12 protein-coding genes and 1 pseudogene are annotated in these 16,478 nt (G+C 45.8%); 9 read left to right on the top strand and 4 right to left on the bottom strand.

The window, feature by feature from the left end:
• Positions 1–440 precede the first annotated feature (440 nt).
• A pseudogene (locus tag QUA78_RS29355) lies at positions 441–1,960 on the top strand (IS5 family transposase).
• 11 nt (positions 1,961–1,971) lie between these two features.
• Here QUA78_RS29355 and QUA78_RS29360 read toward each other — a convergent pair.
• The 3 genes from QUA78_RS29360 to QUA78_RS29370 form a co-directional block, all read right to left on the bottom strand.
• On the bottom strand, positions 1,972–2,130 hold the full coding sequence (locus tag QUA78_RS29360) for a hypothetical protein (protein ID WP_333305804.1): 159 nt from the start codon (positions 2,128–2,130) through the stop codon (positions 1,972–1,974).
• Positions 2,120–2,581 carry a transposase family protein gene (locus tag QUA78_RS29365; protein WP_333305802.1) on the bottom strand — a complete coding sequence of 154 codons (462 nt, stop codon included), beginning with the start codon at positions 2,579–2,581 and terminating at the stop codon, positions 2,120–2,122. The genes QUA78_RS29360 and QUA78_RS29365 overlap by 11 nt, the downstream gene beginning before the upstream one ends.
• A gap of 379 nt (positions 2,582–2,960) precedes the next feature.
• Positions 2,961–3,899, bottom strand: coding sequence for a serine hydrolase (locus QUA78_RS29370; protein WP_333305798.1), 939 nt, complete (start codon positions 3,897–3,899; stop codon positions 2,961–2,963).
• A gap of 95 nt (positions 3,900–3,994) precedes the next feature.
• Here QUA78_RS29370 and QUA78_RS29375 point away from each other — a divergent pair, with 95 nt between their 5' ends.
• Both QUA78_RS29375 and QUA78_RS29380 read left to right on the top strand, forming a co-directional pair.
• Positions 3,995–4,726: a C40 family peptidase gene (locus tag QUA78_RS29375; protein WP_333305796.1), complete on the top strand. Its 732-nt coding sequence runs from the start codon at positions 3,995–3,997 to the stop codon at positions 4,724–4,726.
• 34 nt (positions 4,727–4,760) lie between these two features.
• The gene (locus tag QUA78_RS29380; protein ID WP_445302403.1) at positions 4,761–5,783 is read left to right on the top strand and encodes a glycosyltransferase family 2 protein; all 1,023 of its coding nucleotides are present in this window, start codon (positions 4,761–4,763) and stop codon (positions 5,781–5,783) included.
• A 133-nt stretch (positions 5,784–5,916) separates the two neighbouring features.
• Here the strand turns inward: QUA78_RS29380 and QUA78_RS29385 are convergent, their stop codons facing one another.
• Positions 5,917–7,089, bottom strand: a complete 1,173-nt coding sequence (locus QUA78_RS29385; protein ID WP_333305794.1) for an IscS subfamily cysteine desulfurase — start codon at positions 7,087–7,089, stop codon at positions 5,917–5,919.
• 96 nt (positions 7,090–7,185) lie between these two features.
• Here QUA78_RS29385 and QUA78_RS29390 point away from each other — a divergent pair, with 96 nt between their 5' ends.
• The 6 genes from QUA78_RS29390 to QUA78_RS29415 all read left to right on the top strand — a co-directional run bounded on the left by QUA78_RS29390 (position 7,186) and on the right by QUA78_RS29415 (position 16,203).
• On the top strand, positions 7,186–7,836 hold the full coding sequence (locus tag QUA78_RS29390) for a hypothetical protein (protein WP_333305792.1): 651 nt from the start codon (positions 7,186–7,188) through the stop codon (positions 7,834–7,836).
• A 327-nt stretch (positions 7,837–8,163) separates the two neighbouring features.
• Positions 8,164–9,486, top strand: coding sequence for a four-carbon acid sugar kinase family protein (locus QUA78_RS29395; protein ID WP_333305791.1), 1,323 nt, complete (start codon positions 8,164–8,166; stop codon positions 9,484–9,486).
• A 424-nt stretch (positions 9,487–9,910) separates the two neighbouring features.
• Positions 9,911–11,062 (top strand): circadian clock protein LdpA, encoded by a 1,152-nt coding sequence (gene ldpA / locus QUA78_RS29400; protein WP_333399179.1) that lies wholly within the window; start codon positions 9,911–9,913, stop codon positions 11,060–11,062.
• Positions 11,063–11,207: 145 nt separating this feature from the next.
• Positions 11,208–12,974: a R3H domain-containing nucleic acid-binding protein gene (locus QUA78_RS29405; protein WP_333399180.1), complete on the top strand. Its 1,767-nt coding sequence runs from the start codon at positions 11,208–11,210 to the stop codon at positions 12,972–12,974.
• 330 nt (positions 12,975–13,304) lie between these two features.
• On the top strand, positions 13,305–14,966 hold the full coding sequence (locus QUA78_RS29410; protein ID WP_333306951.1) for a CheR family methyltransferase: 1,662 nt from the start codon (positions 13,305–13,307) through the stop codon (positions 14,964–14,966).
• 118 nt (positions 14,967–15,084) lie between these two features.
• On the top strand, positions 15,085–16,203 hold the full coding sequence (locus tag QUA78_RS29415) for a chemotaxis protein CheW (protein ID WP_333306953.1): 1,119 nt from the start codon (positions 15,085–15,087) through the stop codon (positions 16,201–16,203).
• The last annotated feature ends 275 nt before the right edge of the window (positions 16,204–16,478 follow it).

Consider the following 16,478-nt stretch of genomic DNA (forward strand, 5'->3'; position numbering starts at 1 on the left):
ACTCTAACCCTGGCGGGTTTACCCCATCGATGCTAGCCATCCCCCCTTTCGGGTTTCGGCTAAACGAATCGCACCTTTTTCTTAATGATCAGATGCTGCCCTTTGAGCAAATGCCGATAACTGGTGACGCGAATCATCGTCGTTAATCCTTCCCAGTCGGCCATGCCGGGTAAATCAGCTAATGTCTGCCACAGACTAACACTCCGTCGTTCCACTCGACCATGGGCTGTTTCAACGCTATGGCAATGGGATTCGGATTTAAATTGGGCTTTAATAGCCTTCAAAAAGTTGCCGTGATTGCCTTTAATGGCGGCTAAATAGGGCTTGCTGAATCAGTGGTTCAAGTAAACACTATATGGATTTGCCGACCAAAAAAGGTAGTAAGGGTGCAAGAAAAACAGGTAAAATAGCTTAAAACCCGTGCATCATCATCCCTGACAATGTACAGAAAAGCTGAGTCTGTTCCCAGCGAACCCCTTGACTTTGAACTCCCCAACGGATGCAAGTTAGCAGAAGATAACCGTTGGGTCAAGATGGCCCAACTAATTCCTTGGGCGGAATTTGAAGAAGCTTATGCTGCCAATTTCCCAACAGAAATGGGCGCGCCTGCCAAGTCATTTAGGATAGCGTTGGGGGCATTAATTATCAAAGAGAAACTCGGAATTAGCGACAGAGAGACAGTAGAACAAATCCGTGAAAACCCCTATCTGCAATACTTTATTGGTCAATCAACCTATAGTAATGAACTCCCATTTGACCCATCGCCCCGCCGTCCACTTCCGGCAACGAATTAGTGCCGAGTTAGTTAATAAAGTCAATGAAAGAATGGTCAAAAAAATCTGGTAAACTACCCCAAGCCCGCCCGAAAAAAAAAAGGATTCGGTCGCCAAAAATGAGTCACCCAATCGCGGTAAATTGATCGTAGATGCAACCTGCGCTCCAGCCGACATTAGCTATCCGACCGACTTAGGACTATTAAACAGAGCCAGAGTTCACACCGAGAAAATCATAGATATCCTGTATAAACAGCTCAAAGGTCAAATTACGAAAAAACCAAGAACCTACCGTAATCTCGCCCGAAAAAATTACTTATTAATAGCCAAACAAAGAAGACCATCCCGCAACAAAAAAAAACAGGCAATTAAAAAACAACTTCAATATATCAAAAGAAACCTCGCTCATATTGAACAGCTAATCGAGTCAGGTGCGACCCTCGAACGGCTGAACAAAAAGCAATATAAAACCTTGCTAGTCCTCACAGAAGTTTATCGCCAACAGCAATGGTTATTTGACAATAATAAACAGAGCATTGAGGATAGAATAGTAAGTTTAAGCCAACCCCATATCCGTCCCATAGTCAGAGGAAAAGCCGGAAAAAGCGTAGAATTTGGAGCCAAACTCTCAGCCAGTTGCTTTGAGGGATATGTATTTTTAGACCGGATGAGCTGGGATAACTTTAACGAATCAGGGGACTTGAAAGCACAAGTAGAAGCTTATTATAGATTCACAGGGTATTATCCAGAGTCAGTTCATGCAGATCGCATTTATCGAAATCGAGAAAACCGAGCGTGGTGTAAAGAAAGAGGAATTAGAATCAGTGGGCCGCCCCTAGGAAGACCCCCAGCAACCGTCAGTAAATCAAAAAAGAAGCAAGCTGCATATGATGAAAGAATTAGAAATGCGATAGAGGGCAAATTTGGACAAGGTAAACGAAGATTCGGTCTCAATCGAGTAATGGCTAAACTTGATAATACATCTGGTACAGTTATTGCAATTACTTTTTTGGTAATGAACCGATGCTACCTGGTGGCGCCGGGTTTTTTGTGTGTTTTTATGTCTATTTGGAAAAAGAACACCTGTTTTTGGGTTGAAGATAATCTACAATTATAACTGGGTGGAATCGATACAGAAAAACTTATGTTTAACCGCGCTTGAATATATCGATCGCTCCTGCTCTTGATTGGCGATCGATTATTCAGCAAGCCCTAAATAATGATTTTTTGAAGTGATGATTTGCGCACAAGTTTTTTTTTGGGTATTGAGTGCATCAAAAGCAAAGACTACACCGCGTTCGGCTAATGCTTTGATCGCTGGCGGCAGCGCTTTGATTTCATTGCTTTTACAGTCCACAGGTTGAATCGGCTCTCATCAGTCCTCGCTCCACCACATAGACCGTGACTAACTGACGGGGCCGGATGAGATTCCGTCGTGCACGGGCCGGCGTATCGAGGTTGTACGAACCATGCAACACTTTACCATCCATCGCAATCGTTTCCCCAGCCAACGGCTCGATCACAAAAAAGTCGGCTAAGCAACGGCTATAGGCTTCATAATCAATATCTAATAATACACGTCGAATCGTGCTGTAGGATGGCAATCGTGATTGGGCTGGACTAAATAACTCAAGTAATTCACGACGGTAGCCTTTGAGCCAATCACTGATTGATAAAAAGCCCCGACATCCAGCACTGATCGCCAATGTAAATAGTGCTATACATAGCGCTTGGTCATGTCGTCGCCCCGCACGACGTCGGGCATCGGGCAATCGGGAAAACGCCGCAACAATCGCTAAACTACTCATACTTAACAATCACATAACCAAAGACATCCCCAGCCTACAAGCAATCTCACGCTTTGTCCAGAATGAAATAGCCCTGTGTTGAATAGCTTGAATTTCTGCTACTTCTGGGAGTTGGGGGTGAGAAGGAAAACTTTTTTTAGCAGAGACAGATTTAATCTCAAAACCCTGAGACATAAAGTATCTTCCTCAAGATTTTATGATGGGGCATAGTTGCCAGATTGTATCATGTCCGGTGGATTACTTTTAATAAAAATCCCTGCAATTATTGGTAATAAGGGAGCGTTATCATGGGCGATCGCGACTTGACTTAAGACCACTCATTTGAGTCCTTGTCAAGTACAATTTATACCAAATTAGATGAGCTTACCCTGACATAAATCTAATTAAGCACTTTCATCGCTTCGACAAATTGCCGCGATATAAATGGCAAAATTTCTTCATTCTTACTATTCTCTTTCCCCTCGGTAAATACAACCAACAAATACGGCCGCAAGCCCGATATTTCAATATAAGCAGCATCGTGACGAACTTGACTTGTCAGTCCTGCTTTTGACCACAATTTTGCTGATTCTGGCAATCCGCCACCTAAAAAACCTGTAACTTGATTTTCAGGATCTGCCTCTAATTCTGCTGGATCTAAACTGCGTTTCATTAAACCCATCATTTCTTGCGATGCTTGGGCAGAAACAGCTACGCCGCCGATTATAGTGTGCAGCAAACGCGCCGCTGCATTTGTGGTCAGCATATTTCTATTTTCCATTAATTCTCCCAGAACTGCTCGCTCGCGACCGTAGGGGCCGTCACACCAGGTTTTCTGATTGACGTTAATATTTTGTAATTCCGGCCAATCCAATGATTGAAAGTAACGGTTGACGATGTTTCGCTGCTGTTTCCAAGTTTCAAAGGGGCCTGGTGATAATTCTGGACCGCTGGTGGTGCCGGTGAGCGCGTCTACTACTAAACTGGTGGCGTCGTTGCTGGAATCAACTATCATATCTCGGACGGCGCGTTCTAATTCTGGCGATGTTTGAATCATGCCTTTTTGCGCCCATTCCCAGATGGCAACGAGGTAGAATAATTTGACAATGCTGGCTGGATAAATTCGTTCGGAAGCTCTAGCGCTAAAACCTCGCGGTTGATACTTCCAAAATTCTTCTGCACTCAGGGCGCCGCCTGTATTGACTCGCACCGGCGGATCGTAGACTATCCAGGTAATGGCTGTACGATCGCCACTTAATCCTGTAAATTCTGACAATGCGGAGTCTATAATGCTACTGCCGAGGGTTTCTAATTGTGCGTCTTTGTGAAAAAATGTCATGGTTAATGGCTGACGGTTAACGGTTAACGGCTAGCAGCTAATGGCAATCTATCGTTAAATGCGAACAATTAACAGCAAACAATGAGCAATTAGCAATGGCCAATTATCAATTATCTGATGTTCAGGAGTATCGGGCCCGATCGCACATAAATATTTACGATTCCCCAAAGTGCGATCGATTGGCAACTCAAGCGGCCGTGGGGCGGCATTTGCGCGTAGTTGACCCCTCCCAGCTTAGGTCGGGGGGGAGAAATGGCATAGACTCGGTTGTTGAGGGGGATACAACGGCTGTGATGGTGCGACTGTGCGAAGATGATTATCCGGGATGGCTGGATATTCGAGATGTTGAGTTGCTCGATCCGACAGAAAGAGTGTATCATCCTCTGGTGCTTTCTGAGACAGAAATTAAGGAAAAATTACCAATAGTAATTACTTTTGCTCGTAAGGCTATGAACCAATCCAATTATTATCTTTGGGGGGGTACAGTCGGGCCAAATTATGATTGTTCGGGCTTGATGCAAGCTGCTTTTGTGGCTGCGGGAATCTGGTTGCCGAGGGATGCTTATCAGCAGGAAGCTTTTAGTAAACCTGTTAGTATTAGTGATTTAGAACCGGGGGATTTAGTATTTTTTGGTACGCCGGAAAAAGCAACTCATGTAGGATTGTATCTCGGAGATAATCGCTACATTCACAGTTCGGGACAAGCACAAGGTCGCAACGGTATCGGTATCGATGTTTTGTCGGAGGATGGGGATCTAGTCAGTCAAGCTTATTACCAGCAATTGCGGGGATATGGTAAAGTTGTGGCAAGTTATCAACCTAATTAGTTGTTGACTAATGACCAATGACTAATGATTACTGATGTTATCTAACAAAGAAATGGACGCTGCATTATTTTTGGAAAAATTGGCTGCACAGCAGGCTGGCGCTGAGGTTGTTCTCGACGTTTCGGTAGTGGTGCCGGTGTATAATGAGGTGGAAAGTTTGCCTCATTTAATTGAGGCGATCGCCTCTTCTATCCAACCATCTGGACTCAGCTATCAAATTATTTGTGTAGATGACGGTTCTAAGGACGGTTCGGGTGCACTTCTCCAGGAGTTAGCCAGCACTCGCGATGACCTTTGTGCTGTAATTTTGCGCCGCAATTACGGGCAAACTGCTGCCATGTCGGCAGGTTTCGATCGCGCTCGCGGTCGTGATATTGTTACCCTAGACGGCGATTTGCAAAATGACCCGGCTGATATTCCGCTGTTGTTGGCAAAGTTAAATGAAGGCTACGATTTAGTGAGTGGCTGGCGGAAAAATCGGCAGGATAATACTATTAGTCGGCTGATTCCTTCTAAAATTGCTAACTGGCTGATTGGTCGCGTTACAGGCGTAAATTTGCACGACTACGGCTGTTCTTTGAAAGCTTATAAATCCGAGTTGGTAGCAGACTTGAATCTCTACGGGGAATTGCACCGCTTTTTGCCAGCGTTGGCGTTTATTGAAGGGGCGAGAATTGCAGAACTTCCGGTACGGCATCACGCCCGCCGTTTCGGTCAAAGTAAGTACGGGATTTGGCGGACTTTTCGGGTGTTGATGGATTTGTTAACTATTTCTTTTATGAAAAAGTTCCTGACTAGACCGATGCACGTTTTTGGACTTTTGGGACTGAGTTCTATGACGTTGGGAACGGTTTTAGGGATTTATTTGACTTTCCTGAAATTGGCTTTTGGTCAAAGTATCGGGAACCGTCCTTTGCTGATTTTGGCTGTGGTTTTACTGTTAACTGGCGTGCAGTTATTTTGTTTTGGTTTGCTGGCGGAAGTGATGATGCGGACTTATCACGAGTCGCAGGGAAAACCGATTTATCGGGTGCGCGAGGTATTTGGTTCTAAGTAAGGGGTTGTTCCCAATTATACTCGGTGATAAAAAGAGGAAAAGTTTTGAGTTTTAAGTTAAATCATTTAAAACTCAAAACTCAAAACTACTTCCTAATCTTCAATTCTCCCATCTAAAATCTAAAATCTAAAATCTAAAATTGATTGACTTTTTGTGCTTGTCGGAGAGATGTAATAGTTGCGATCGCGTGTTGGGAAACTGCATCTATTTCTGCTTCGGTATTGAACCGGCCAATACCAAACCGAATTGAAGCATAAGCTAATTTGTCCGATCGCCCGATCGCTGCTAAAACATGAGATGGAGATATTTTCGCCGAAGTGCAAGCAGAACCCGAAGAAACTGCCGCCGCCGGTTGCAAACCCAACATCAACGCTTGACCGTCAACCCCGGCTACACTAATATTGAGATTCCCCGGCAATCTCTTCGTAGCGTGACCGTTGAGAAAAACATCGCCCAATTCACTCAAATTTTCCCACAAACGCTGCCGCAAATTAACCACTCGTTCGGTTTCCGACTGCATTTCTGCAATTGCCAATTCTACTGCTTTGGCAAACCCAACTATTTGCGGTGGGTAGAGAGTTCCCGATCGCATTCCCCGTTCGTGGCCTCCTCCGTGCATTTGTGGCGCTAGCTGCACTCTCGGTTTGTTGCGGCGCACGTAGAGAGCACCGATCCCTTTTGGCCCGTAGATTTTGTGGGCTGTCAAGGACATTAGATCGATATTCATCTCCTCTACGTCGAGGGGAATTTTGCCGATCGCCTGTGCCGCATCTGTGTGAAAAAGAATGTCATTTCCGCGACAAATTGCTGCAATTTCTGCGATCGGCTGGATGACACCTATTTCGTTGTTAGCCGTCATCACTGAAACTAAAATTGTCTCGGCCCGAATCGCTTTGATCAAATCGCCTATATCAATCAGCCCGTCGCTTTTCACCGGTAAAACAGTAATGTCAAACCCCAATTTTTGCAAATAGGTACAGGGGTCAAGAATTGCATTGTGTTCGGTTTTTACTGTGATAATGTGCTTTCCTTTACTGAAATAAGCTTCGGCGATACCTTTGATCGCTAGGTTATTTGCTTCGCTTGCGCCGCTGGTAAAAACAATTTCTTCTGGAGAAGCATTGATCGCTTCTGCTATGATTTGTCGTGACTGTTTTACCGCTGCTTCTGCTTCCCAGCCGTAGACGTGGTTGATGCTGGCTGCGTTGCCGAATTGTTCGGTGAAATACGGCAGCATCGCATCAAGTACCCGTTGATCTACGGGGGTTGTGGCGTGATTGTCGAGGTATATAGGACGTGCGGACATAGTGCAGTTTTGGGTGAAAAAAGTGTTAGGTTTATTGTAGACGAGCTCCTTGTTCTACTACAAAACTTTATAATTAAGAAATATTTGTGAAGATTTATGCGAGCTGACATTCAGGGATTAGAAATTACTGTCGGTGAGCTCAAGCACCTCAGTGGCGCAGGGCCCGATCGCGTATACCGGCCGCCGACAGCGACTAAGTTTGCCCGCGAAGCTTTGAAAACAGTCGGTTTAATTGTTTTGGTTCTAATCAGTTGTTGGCTGCTAGTTGCGATATTTCCTAGAGCTTATTTGTTGTGGTTCGCCCTCCACTTCGCTGCGATCGTCGGTTTAATCTTTGAGGATACGTGGAAAATTCGGTGCAGCCGGCAAAACCAACATTTAATCAATCTTTTTGATGATGTCGATCGCTATAATGGTATAATCGAAGCGATCGAAATTAACGATCGGATAGAAGATGCCGGCAATGCCCAAGTCAAAATAGGCGATCGAGCAAAAGTCATTCAAGCCTTGCAGCTCATCAGAGACGATTTAGTTCGAGCTTTGAAAACCGAGAGAATTCTCAGGGAAAACAAAAAATTTGTCGCTACTAACTCTGAACTGTTTGCCAATAATTTGAGAACTTTGAATGCCCTGCAAATTAGCGATCGAGCCAGCGAACAAGGGCGATTGCTCAACGAAGCTTTGCAGCTAGCTATAGGAGTTCAAGCAGAAATGAAAAAGTTGCAAGACCGAAACGCTGCTAATTGAAACAATGGAAAATATAAGTAGGGTGCTTGTGAGCGCACCTTAGTTGGTAAGCTGTGGAGCATTTAAACCACTAACGATCCAGGTAGGGTGCGTCAGCTAGAACACAGACTAGACATGGGAAACGCTTATTTACGCTCCGCACCCTACAATCGTCTTTTAAATGCCGAACAGCTTAGCAACGCGCACATTACTGAAGCGATCGAACTAAAACACATTTTAAAATTTATAAGTTATGAGAATTGTTAAGAAATATCATGATTGTAAATTTTTACCTGTTACGTAACAGGTAAGGATATCTTAGAAAGTGACGTTAACAACCAGGTCAGTATGTCTTCTGCCAAACCCAAGATTATAGTTCTCGACGACGATCCGACAGGTTCTCAAACCGTGCACAGTTGCTTGCTGCTGACACGTTGGGACGAAGACACCCTGCGTTTGGGGCTGCGGGACAAGTCCCCGATTTTTTTCATACTGACAAATACTCGATCGCTAACTCCCGAAAAAGCAGCCTCCGTCACCCGCGAAGTGTGTCAAAATCTCAAAAAGGCGATCGCAGCCGAAGCAATCGAGGATTTCCTGATAGTTAGCCGTTCCGATTCTACCCTGCGCGGCCACTATCCGATCGAAACCGACGCGATCGCCGAAGAACTCGGCCCCTTCGACGCCCATTTTCTAATTCCCGCCTTTTTTGAAGGAGGCAGAATTACCCGCCACAGCGTGCACTACTTAATAGTTAACAGCGTCGAAATACCAGTACACCAAACCGAATTTGCCAAAGATTCAGTTTTCGGCTACAGTCACAGTTACCTGCCAGACTATGTAGAAGAAAAAACCAAAGGTCGCATCCCCGCTGATGCAGTCGATCGCATTTTACTCGCAGACATTCGCTACGGAAGTTTAGATCGACTGATGGACATGACAGACAACCAATGTGCAGTTGTTGACGGCGAAAGCCAAGGCGATTTAAACACATTTGCAAAACACATTCTCGATGCAGTCAGTCGAGGCAAAAAGTTTTTATTCCGCAGCGGGGCGAGTATTTTAACATCCTTAGCTGACCTCGGCCACCAGCCAGTAGCAGCCGACGACATGGCAAAATACGTTAGGGACGGCAAACCGGGTGCAGTAATAGTTGGTTCCCACGTTAAAAAAACTACAGATCAATTAGAACGCTTGTTAGAAGAACCCAATACAGTTAGCATTGAAATAGATGTATCTCACTTGCTAGAAGATTCTCCAGAGTATCGCACCCAAATGCTCGATGAAACTCTCGAAAAAGTCCGCACTGCTCATGCTGAGGGCAAAACACCTGTAATTTATACCAGCCGCCAGGAACTACAATTTAAAAATGCGGAAGTTCGGTTAAAATTTGGAGAGGCGGTTTCTGCTTTATTGATGGATATCGTGCGGGGACTGCCTGCGGATATCGGGTTTTTGATTAGCAAGGGCGGCATTACTTCTAATGATGTTTTGAGTACAGGTTTGTCGCTGAAAAGTGTCAGGCAAATCGGTCAAATTATCGCAGGTTGTTCGGTGGTGAAAACCGAGGCAGACCATCCTCAGTTTCCCAATTTACCAGTGGTTTTGTTTCCGGGAAATGTGGGAGACAGCCATGCTTTAGCTACGGTTTACAAGCGGCTGAGCAAGTAGTATAGCTAGTTGAATCGCAGATTAACCCAGATGAATTTAGTTCGAGTCAGGGAGAGCAAGGTTCATCTGCGTTTGGTCGATGGGTTTCAATGTCGATCGAACTTTATGGCAATTGCCACTGCACGGCAACTTCAAATAAAATCTCTAGTCTACTTTTCCCTTGCCAAATCTACCCGAATATGATATGGTAGAGAGTCTGTCTGTAACTCAAGGCGATCGCCAAAGTTGAAAATCGCGTCATCCTCAGTCATTCTCAAAAAAATTAGATTTCTCAAAAATAGTTGCGTCAGAACTCTACATATAGGGCCAACAGCACCAGAGCTACTGCTATCAGTAGTGTTTCCAGCTAGTATCAGCCTAAATTTTAAAATTAAGTAGAAATTTGCACCTCGTAATTTTTAGCTCAAAGGATTAGCATATAAGGGTGACAGAACATTATCATCCCCTAAACTCATTAAAAAGTGGCCATTGGTTCAAGCTGATCTGTGGGGCGAGCTTTCAACACCTGCCTGCGGTACGGAATCTCACCTTGGCTTACACCTTAGCAGGCGCTGACTGTATCGATGTCGCGGCAGATCCCGCCGCCGTCGCAGCAGCGAAAGAAGCCCTACAAGTGGCCAGCGAATTACAGGCAAGAACTCACAACCGCAGGTTTGGCGGCAAAGGGTTGCCGTTGCTGATGGTGAGTTTAAATGATGGGGAAGACCCGCATTTTCGCAAAGCCGAATTCAACCCAGCCGATTGTCCGGCGGACTGCTGGCGGCCGTGCGAAAAAATATGTCCAGCCGAAGCAATAGTTTTTCAGAGTGCTGGCAGTGGTTTTTCCGGGGTGATAGACCAGCAGTGCTATGGCTGCGGTCGCTGTCTGCCGATTTGTCCGAGCCAACTAATTTATACTCGTTCTTACGTGTCTGCTCCCGGCGCGATCGCACCTTTAATTTTGCAATCCGGTGCGGACGCCCTAGAAATCCACACGCAAGTAGGCAGAGAGGCAGATTTTGCGCGACTTTGGTCGAGCATAGCTCCCTGGGTCGCTCAACTCAAGGTAATAGCAATTAGTTGCCCCGATGGAGACGGTTTGATTGATTATTTGCGGACACTCTATCAAATAATTTCCCCCCTTCCTTGTCCGCTAATTTGGCAAACGGACGGTAGGCCAATGAGCGGAGATATCGGAACAGGAACTACTAGAGCCGCGGTCAAACTCGGTCAAAAAGTTTTGGCTGCCCAGTTGCCGGGATACGTGCAACTTGCAGGCGGCACTAATGCTCACACTGTCAGCAAGCTGAGAGCCGAAGGACTGATTGGGGAGCATGGGAAAAATTTGTCAATTCCTGATGCCCCAAAAATTGCAGGTATAGCTTACGGCAGCTATGCCAGGGTTTTGCTATCGCCAATTTTAGAACAGTTAGAAACAATGCAGACCGATCGAGCCTGTGCCGTTCCGGTGGCACTCGCGCGGCCAGCAGCCGGAGTTCAAACATCTCGGCTACCTCAGCTCGAAGCAGTCCCAGAACTTCTCTCGGAGGCCGTGAGTTTAGCTCGTTCTCTAGTTTCCCAGCTCAAAGAATTTTAGGCATTGGGAATTGGGAATTGGGAATTGGGCATTGGGCATTGGGCATTGGGCATTGGTACTAATGACTAATAACTAATGACTAATGACTAATGACTAATGACTAATGACTAAAAAGTTGAAAAAGTCACCGAACACATCGAGGCGAATGCAGATTACAGACGACCTCAACAGATTATTAGACATCGTGCCAGATGACATCCGGCAGCCCTTAGAGCAGCACCCGCAGCGCAACAATCTCATTGAGATTGTCATGGATTTGGGCCGCCAACCAGAAGCTCGTTTTCCATCCTTGGCCGAACCTCTTTCCCAAACACCGATTTCCAAGGCACACCTCAACTATTGCATCGAGCGAGTCGGCCACTTCGGCGGCGACAATCGAGCCGGTATCGAGCAAACCCTGCACCGAATTAGCGCCCTTCGCAACCGCAGCGGCGAGATTATCGGCTTGACTTTGAGGGTGGGCCGCGCTGTGTTTGGGACGATCGGCATAATCCGCGATTTGGTGGAAACCGGTCAGTCAATTTTGATGCTCGGCCGCCCCGGAGTCGGCAAAACCACGGCCCTGCGAGAAATTGCCCGCGTACTCGCCGATGACTTGGAAAAACGGGTGGTAATCATCGACACCTCCAACGAAATTGCCGGAGATGGAGATATTCCCCACCCAGCGATCGGTAGAGCTCGCAGAATGCAAGTTTCCCGTCCCGAACTCCAGCACCAAGTCATGATCGAAGCAGTGGAAAACCATATGCCGGAAGTGATCGTGATTGACGAAATCGGCACGGAACTCGAAGCTTTGGCGGCTCGGACGATCGCCGAAAGGGGCGTGCAGTTGGTCGGTACCGCCCACGGGAACCGGATCGAAAACTTGATGAAAAACCCGACTCTGGCAGATTTAATTGGGGGCATCCAAGCGGTGACGCTGGGAGATGACGAAGCAAGACGCCGCGGTTCTCAAAAGACGGTTTTGGAGCGCAAAGCACCGCCAACTTTTGAAATTGCCGTCGAAATGCTGGAACGCCAGCGCTGGGTAATACACGAGCGAGTTGCAGATTCGATCGACACTCTGCTGCGGGGACGCGAACCGAACCAGCAAATCAGAAGCGTCAGCGAGACTGGAGAAGTAATTATCGAGCGCGAGTCGGCCGCTCCCCCCGCCCGGTTTCCGGGGATGGCAGCTTCGAGCGGCCCGGCTGCTGTATCGGCAATCCGGCCCGTCACACCGATCTCTGGGTGGCGGAGTGCTGGCAAAATGGTGCCGATGCCCGCTCCCAGCGAGAACTTGGCTGTTAAAAGCGCGCCGGTTTCTGAGACTCGGTATTTTGAGCAACTGCTCGAAGAATCCCTATCCGTCGAGCCGGTACCTAAGCCCGGACGCTATTCCCATAATGTCGGCCCTAACGGCGAAGATTTGCCCCTCCACGTTTATCCTTACGGCATAGCTCGCCACCAGCTCGAACAGGTGATTTCGACGCTGAACCTGCCGGTGCTGCTGACAAAGGATATTGAGAGTGCTGACGTGGTTTTGGCTTTGCGATCGAACGTTCGCAACCAGTCGAAATTGAGGCACTTGGCCAAAACTCGCCAAGTTCCCCTGCACACAATTAAGGCCGGCACTATTCCCCACGTAGCGAGAGCTTTGCGGCGCCTGTTGGATATGGATGACCCGGGCACCCCGGAAGTGGCAGACCTCGCCTTATTCGCCCGCAGCGGTTCTTCTGATGAGCTCGAAGCTCTCGAAGAAACGCGCTTAGCAGTCGAGCAAATTGTCATTCCCAAGGGACAGCCGGTGGAACTCCTGCCCCGTTCTCCCAACGTCCGCAAAATGCAGCACGAACTTGTGGAACACTATCACCTGAAATCCCACAGTTTTGGGGAAGAACCCAATCGCCGCCTGCGCATTTATCCAGCTTAAAGTTGGAGATTGGTGCCTTGGAAAGCAGAAGGTAGAAGGCAAACGGCCGAATTTTTTCCTGGCTTCTGTTTTCTACCTTTTGCCTTTGATATCATGCCCGCTAAATTGACGATAATTTTTGTCGGGAGGGTTCACGCCCGATCTTTAAAAGGGGCAGCAGCTAAGCCTCTACTCGCCCCGACCCGAATCGTGGGGTCGATCGACCGGATATGATATTATTTGCGTTGGTATCTTTTTTGTGAGTGCGATCGGCTCAAATGCCTAGCCAATCCCCCATTACCAATTCCAGATAATAGCAGATTATATCTAAACACATTTAGCAGGGTTGATATGAATGATGCACAAATTCAGCTATTTATTCAATTAATTGCGGCTCACACGGGTTTACAAATTCGCCCGCAAGATCGATCTGGTTTATGTCAAAAACTTTTGACTCGGATGAAAGCTCTAAAAATAGCCTTTCCCGAGAAGTATTATCAAATGTTAGCCGATCCGAGTCTGGAAAGTCAAAGCGAATGGCGGGAACTCGCCTTGCTACTGACAACCAACGAAAGTTATTTCATGCGGGACAAAGGACAGTTTTCGCTGCTAGAAAAAGTTATTTTCCCTGAATTGATCGCTCACAAAATAAAATTGCACGAGACATTGGGAATTAAGCCAACACTGCGAATCTGGAGTGCCGGCTGCTCAACTGGTGAAGAACCTTATTCTTTAGTTATTATTTTAAAACAGCTAATTCCTGATTGGGAAAAATGGAATATTTTAGTTTTAGGTAGTGATATCAATCAAGAAGTAATAGAAAAAGCGCAGCGAGGAATTTATAGCCTTTGGTCGTTTCGCTTGATTGACCCGGAACTGCAAAGGCGGTATTTCGAGAGGCGGAAAATGGATTGGAAAATCGACAGGAATTTGCGCCAAGTAGTTAGCTTTAGCTGTGTAAATTTAGTGACCGAGAATTTTCCTAATATTTACACAGATATTAATAACATGGATTTGATACTGTGCAGAAATGTTTTTGTTTATTTTGAAAATCAATATATTTCACAGGTCTTGAAAAAGTTTGCCAAGACTCTGAGACCTGGAGGATATTTAATGACTGGTCACGCTGAAGTTCACAATCACGTGATGGACGATTTTCAACCAAAAGTTTTCCCGCAGTCGGTTGTTTATCAAGCCAAGAATGTCCTAGGGGAAGAACTAGGTAAAATAGAGCCTTTGATTGCATCAGCATCCAAGGCAAAATCGGCGTTTGGGGAATCGGGAAAGGGAGGAGGAGTTGACGACGACAGCGGTCAGTTGCTACCGAGGCGAACCCTGCTAGCTAGTTTTGCTAACGGCAATCTTGCGGATATCGGGTCGCTGTTAACAGCAGATACTGGGTTGTTGGTAAAGACGCTGGGAACTCCCTGTGTGGAGGGAGATTTGGTGGGTAAGGATGAGGTTTTTTCACATTCTATTGTAGAAAAAAAATCGCCAAAAACTTATTTAATGCTAATTTTAGAAGCCAAAAAATGCTTTAAGAATAAAGATTATACTGAGGCGATTGACAAGGCAAAACAGGCGTTATCCCTGCAATCTCAGACTTTTGATGCGGATTACTTATTGGCGAGAATTTATGCAAATTTAGGTAAGTATTCTCAGGCGATAGAACACTGCAAGCTCGCTAGTAAAGCAGATGCTATGTCAGTATTTCCTTATTATTTGCAAGCTCACATTGCTGAAGAACAGGGCGACTTGGAAACAGCTAAATTTTTCTTGAGAAAAACTATTTATCTTGGCCCGTATTTTGTTTCAGGTTATCTAGAAATGGGGAATATATACAATAAAGAAGGTAAGCTAAATATAGCTATTAAAATGTACAACTCATCTTGCGATATTCTACAAAAACTACCGCCCGATACTCCGATAGATCCGGAGGGAAAAATGACAGCGAGTCAAGTATTGATGGATGTTAAAAAAAAATTGGTAAAATTGTACAGCCAACAAAAGTGACGCGCCGGGAGAACCTAAAAACCAGGTTTCTTTGTAGATGCCTCGCTGCCAACCCAATACGATCGTAGAAACGGTTTTTTTTTTCGCAAGTCCTACTAAATAAAGTCTCAGGGTAAATATGGAAACTAAGCCGTATCTTATATTTAAACAGAACGGTTTGCTCTGCGGTGTAGAAGTCGGCTGCGTTCGGGAAATTTTCTTTCTGCCGGAGTTCACACCCATCGCCGAAGCGCCTCAAGCTATTGTCGGGGCGATCGATCTCAGGGGCGAAATTCTGCCCGTTATGGATCTGAATCTCCGTTTGGGATATCTCTGGCAAGGATATTGTTTGACAGATAGCGCGATCGTCATAGAATGGCAAGAATTTCGAGTTGCCCTCATTGTCAATGAAGTTAGCGAAGTTAAGCATATCCCCGCAGACGCGATAACTCCGCAGCTATCTTACGGGGGAGGCAAGGCAGGGGCGTCGCATCGTTTTTTAGCTGGATTTGCCCGCTGTGAAGCCGATATTATCATGCTGCTCAATCTCGATCGTTTAATTCGATATTCTCCCGACAAAACAGAGGCAGAAATGCCAGTTTTTGCAAGCGGTGCAGGCTCTTGGGCTGCTGCAGGCAAGGTAGATGGCAAAAATTTGCCGTTAGAAATAGATCGAAAATTGTTAGCAGAAGATGCTAAAGTTTTGAGCCAGCCTCACGTTTTTTGTCCGAATGCTACGCCGGAAGAAAAGGCGATTTTTCGAGAGCGAGCTGATAATTTGAGGATCTTGGGCGATCGCGAAAATTCTGCGGCAATTAATCTGTCGCTGGTTGTGGTTGTTTTGAACGGCGAATACTTTGGTATTAATCTAGAGCTAGTGCGCGAATTTACTCAGATTAACCAAGTAACTCCGGTTCCTTGTACTCCCGATCGCATTATTGGAAATATGAATTTGCGCGGCGAGATTCTGACGCTAGTGGATATTCGGAACATTTTAAATATGTCGGCGGATACAAAATCTCTATCTAAGGCGATCGTTGTTGAAATTGAAGATTTGGTCGTTGGTATAGTTGTTGACGAAATCTTAGATATTATATATTTGAATGTGGCAGATCTTGCGACTATTCCGGCTGCACTAAATTCGGCTAACCGCGAATATCTTCGGGGTACTGCTTTTTATGAACAAAAAATTATCGCTGTTCTCAACTTGTGTAAACTGCTGACCAAAGGGGGAGTTGTTGTTGATGAGGAGGTTTGAAAAAAAAATTATACTAAATCCGTTTTTAAACTTCCGCCCAGAGCACCAATTTTATACCATGTTAGGCTTTGCTCAAAATGGTGCAAAATATCAGTTTAAAACAATATTTTATATCTGATCCGGCAAATTACTTACAATCTGTCATTGCGTTTCATGTCGCGTAGCGAAACGCAACGCAGTGAAATGAAGCAATCGCTCTTATACCAAATTCCTAAAGTTCTGCTACAGATATAGCCTCTAAAATAAATTCCCATCCCGTCAAAGAAGCAATAACT

Source organism: Microcoleus sp. K4-B3 (assembly GCF_036704615.1).
Lineage (GTDB): Bacteria > Cyanobacteriota > Cyanobacteriia > Cyanobacteriales > Microcoleaceae > Microcoleus.

What these genes read in the sequence shown, in the direction of transcription:
- QUA78_RS29365 (WP_333305802.1), bottom strand. Translation starts at nt 2,581, where the DNA reads ATGAGTAGTTTAGCGATTGTTGCGGCGTTTTCCCGATTGCCCGATGCC.
- QUA78_RS29370 (WP_333305798.1), bottom strand. Translation starts at nt 3,899, where the DNA reads ATGACATTTTTTCACAAAGACGCACAATTAGAAACCCTCGGCAGTAGC.
- QUA78_RS29375 (WP_333305796.1), top strand. Translation starts at nt 3,995, where the DNA reads ATGGCCAATTATCAATTATCTGATGTTCAGGAGTATCGGGCCCGATCG.
- QUA78_RS29380 (WP_445302403.1), top strand. Translation starts at nt 4,761, where the DNA reads ATGTTATCTAACAAAGAAATGGACGCTGCATTATTTTTGGAAAAATTG.
- QUA78_RS29385 (WP_333305794.1), bottom strand. Translation starts at nt 7,089, where the DNA reads ATGTCCGCACGTCCTATATACCTCGACAATCACGCCACAACCCCCGTA.
- QUA78_RS29390 (WP_333305792.1), top strand. Translation starts at nt 7,186, where the DNA reads ATGCGAGCTGACATTCAGGGATTAGAAATTACTGTCGGTGAGCTCAAG.
- QUA78_RS29395 (WP_333305791.1), top strand. Translation starts at nt 8,164, where the DNA reads ATGTCTTCTGCCAAACCCAAGATTATAGTTCTCGACGACGATCCGACA.
- QUA78_RS29405 (WP_333399180.1), top strand. Translation starts at nt 11,208, where the DNA reads ATGCAGATTACAGACGACCTCAACAGATTATTAGACATCGTGCCAGAT.
- QUA78_RS29410 (WP_333306951.1), top strand. Translation starts at nt 13,305, where the DNA reads ATGAATGATGCACAAATTCAGCTATTTATTCAATTAATTGCGGCTCAC.
- QUA78_RS29415 (WP_333306953.1), top strand. Translation starts at nt 15,085, where the DNA reads ATGGAAACTAAGCCGTATCTTATATTTAAACAGAACGGTTTGCTCTGC.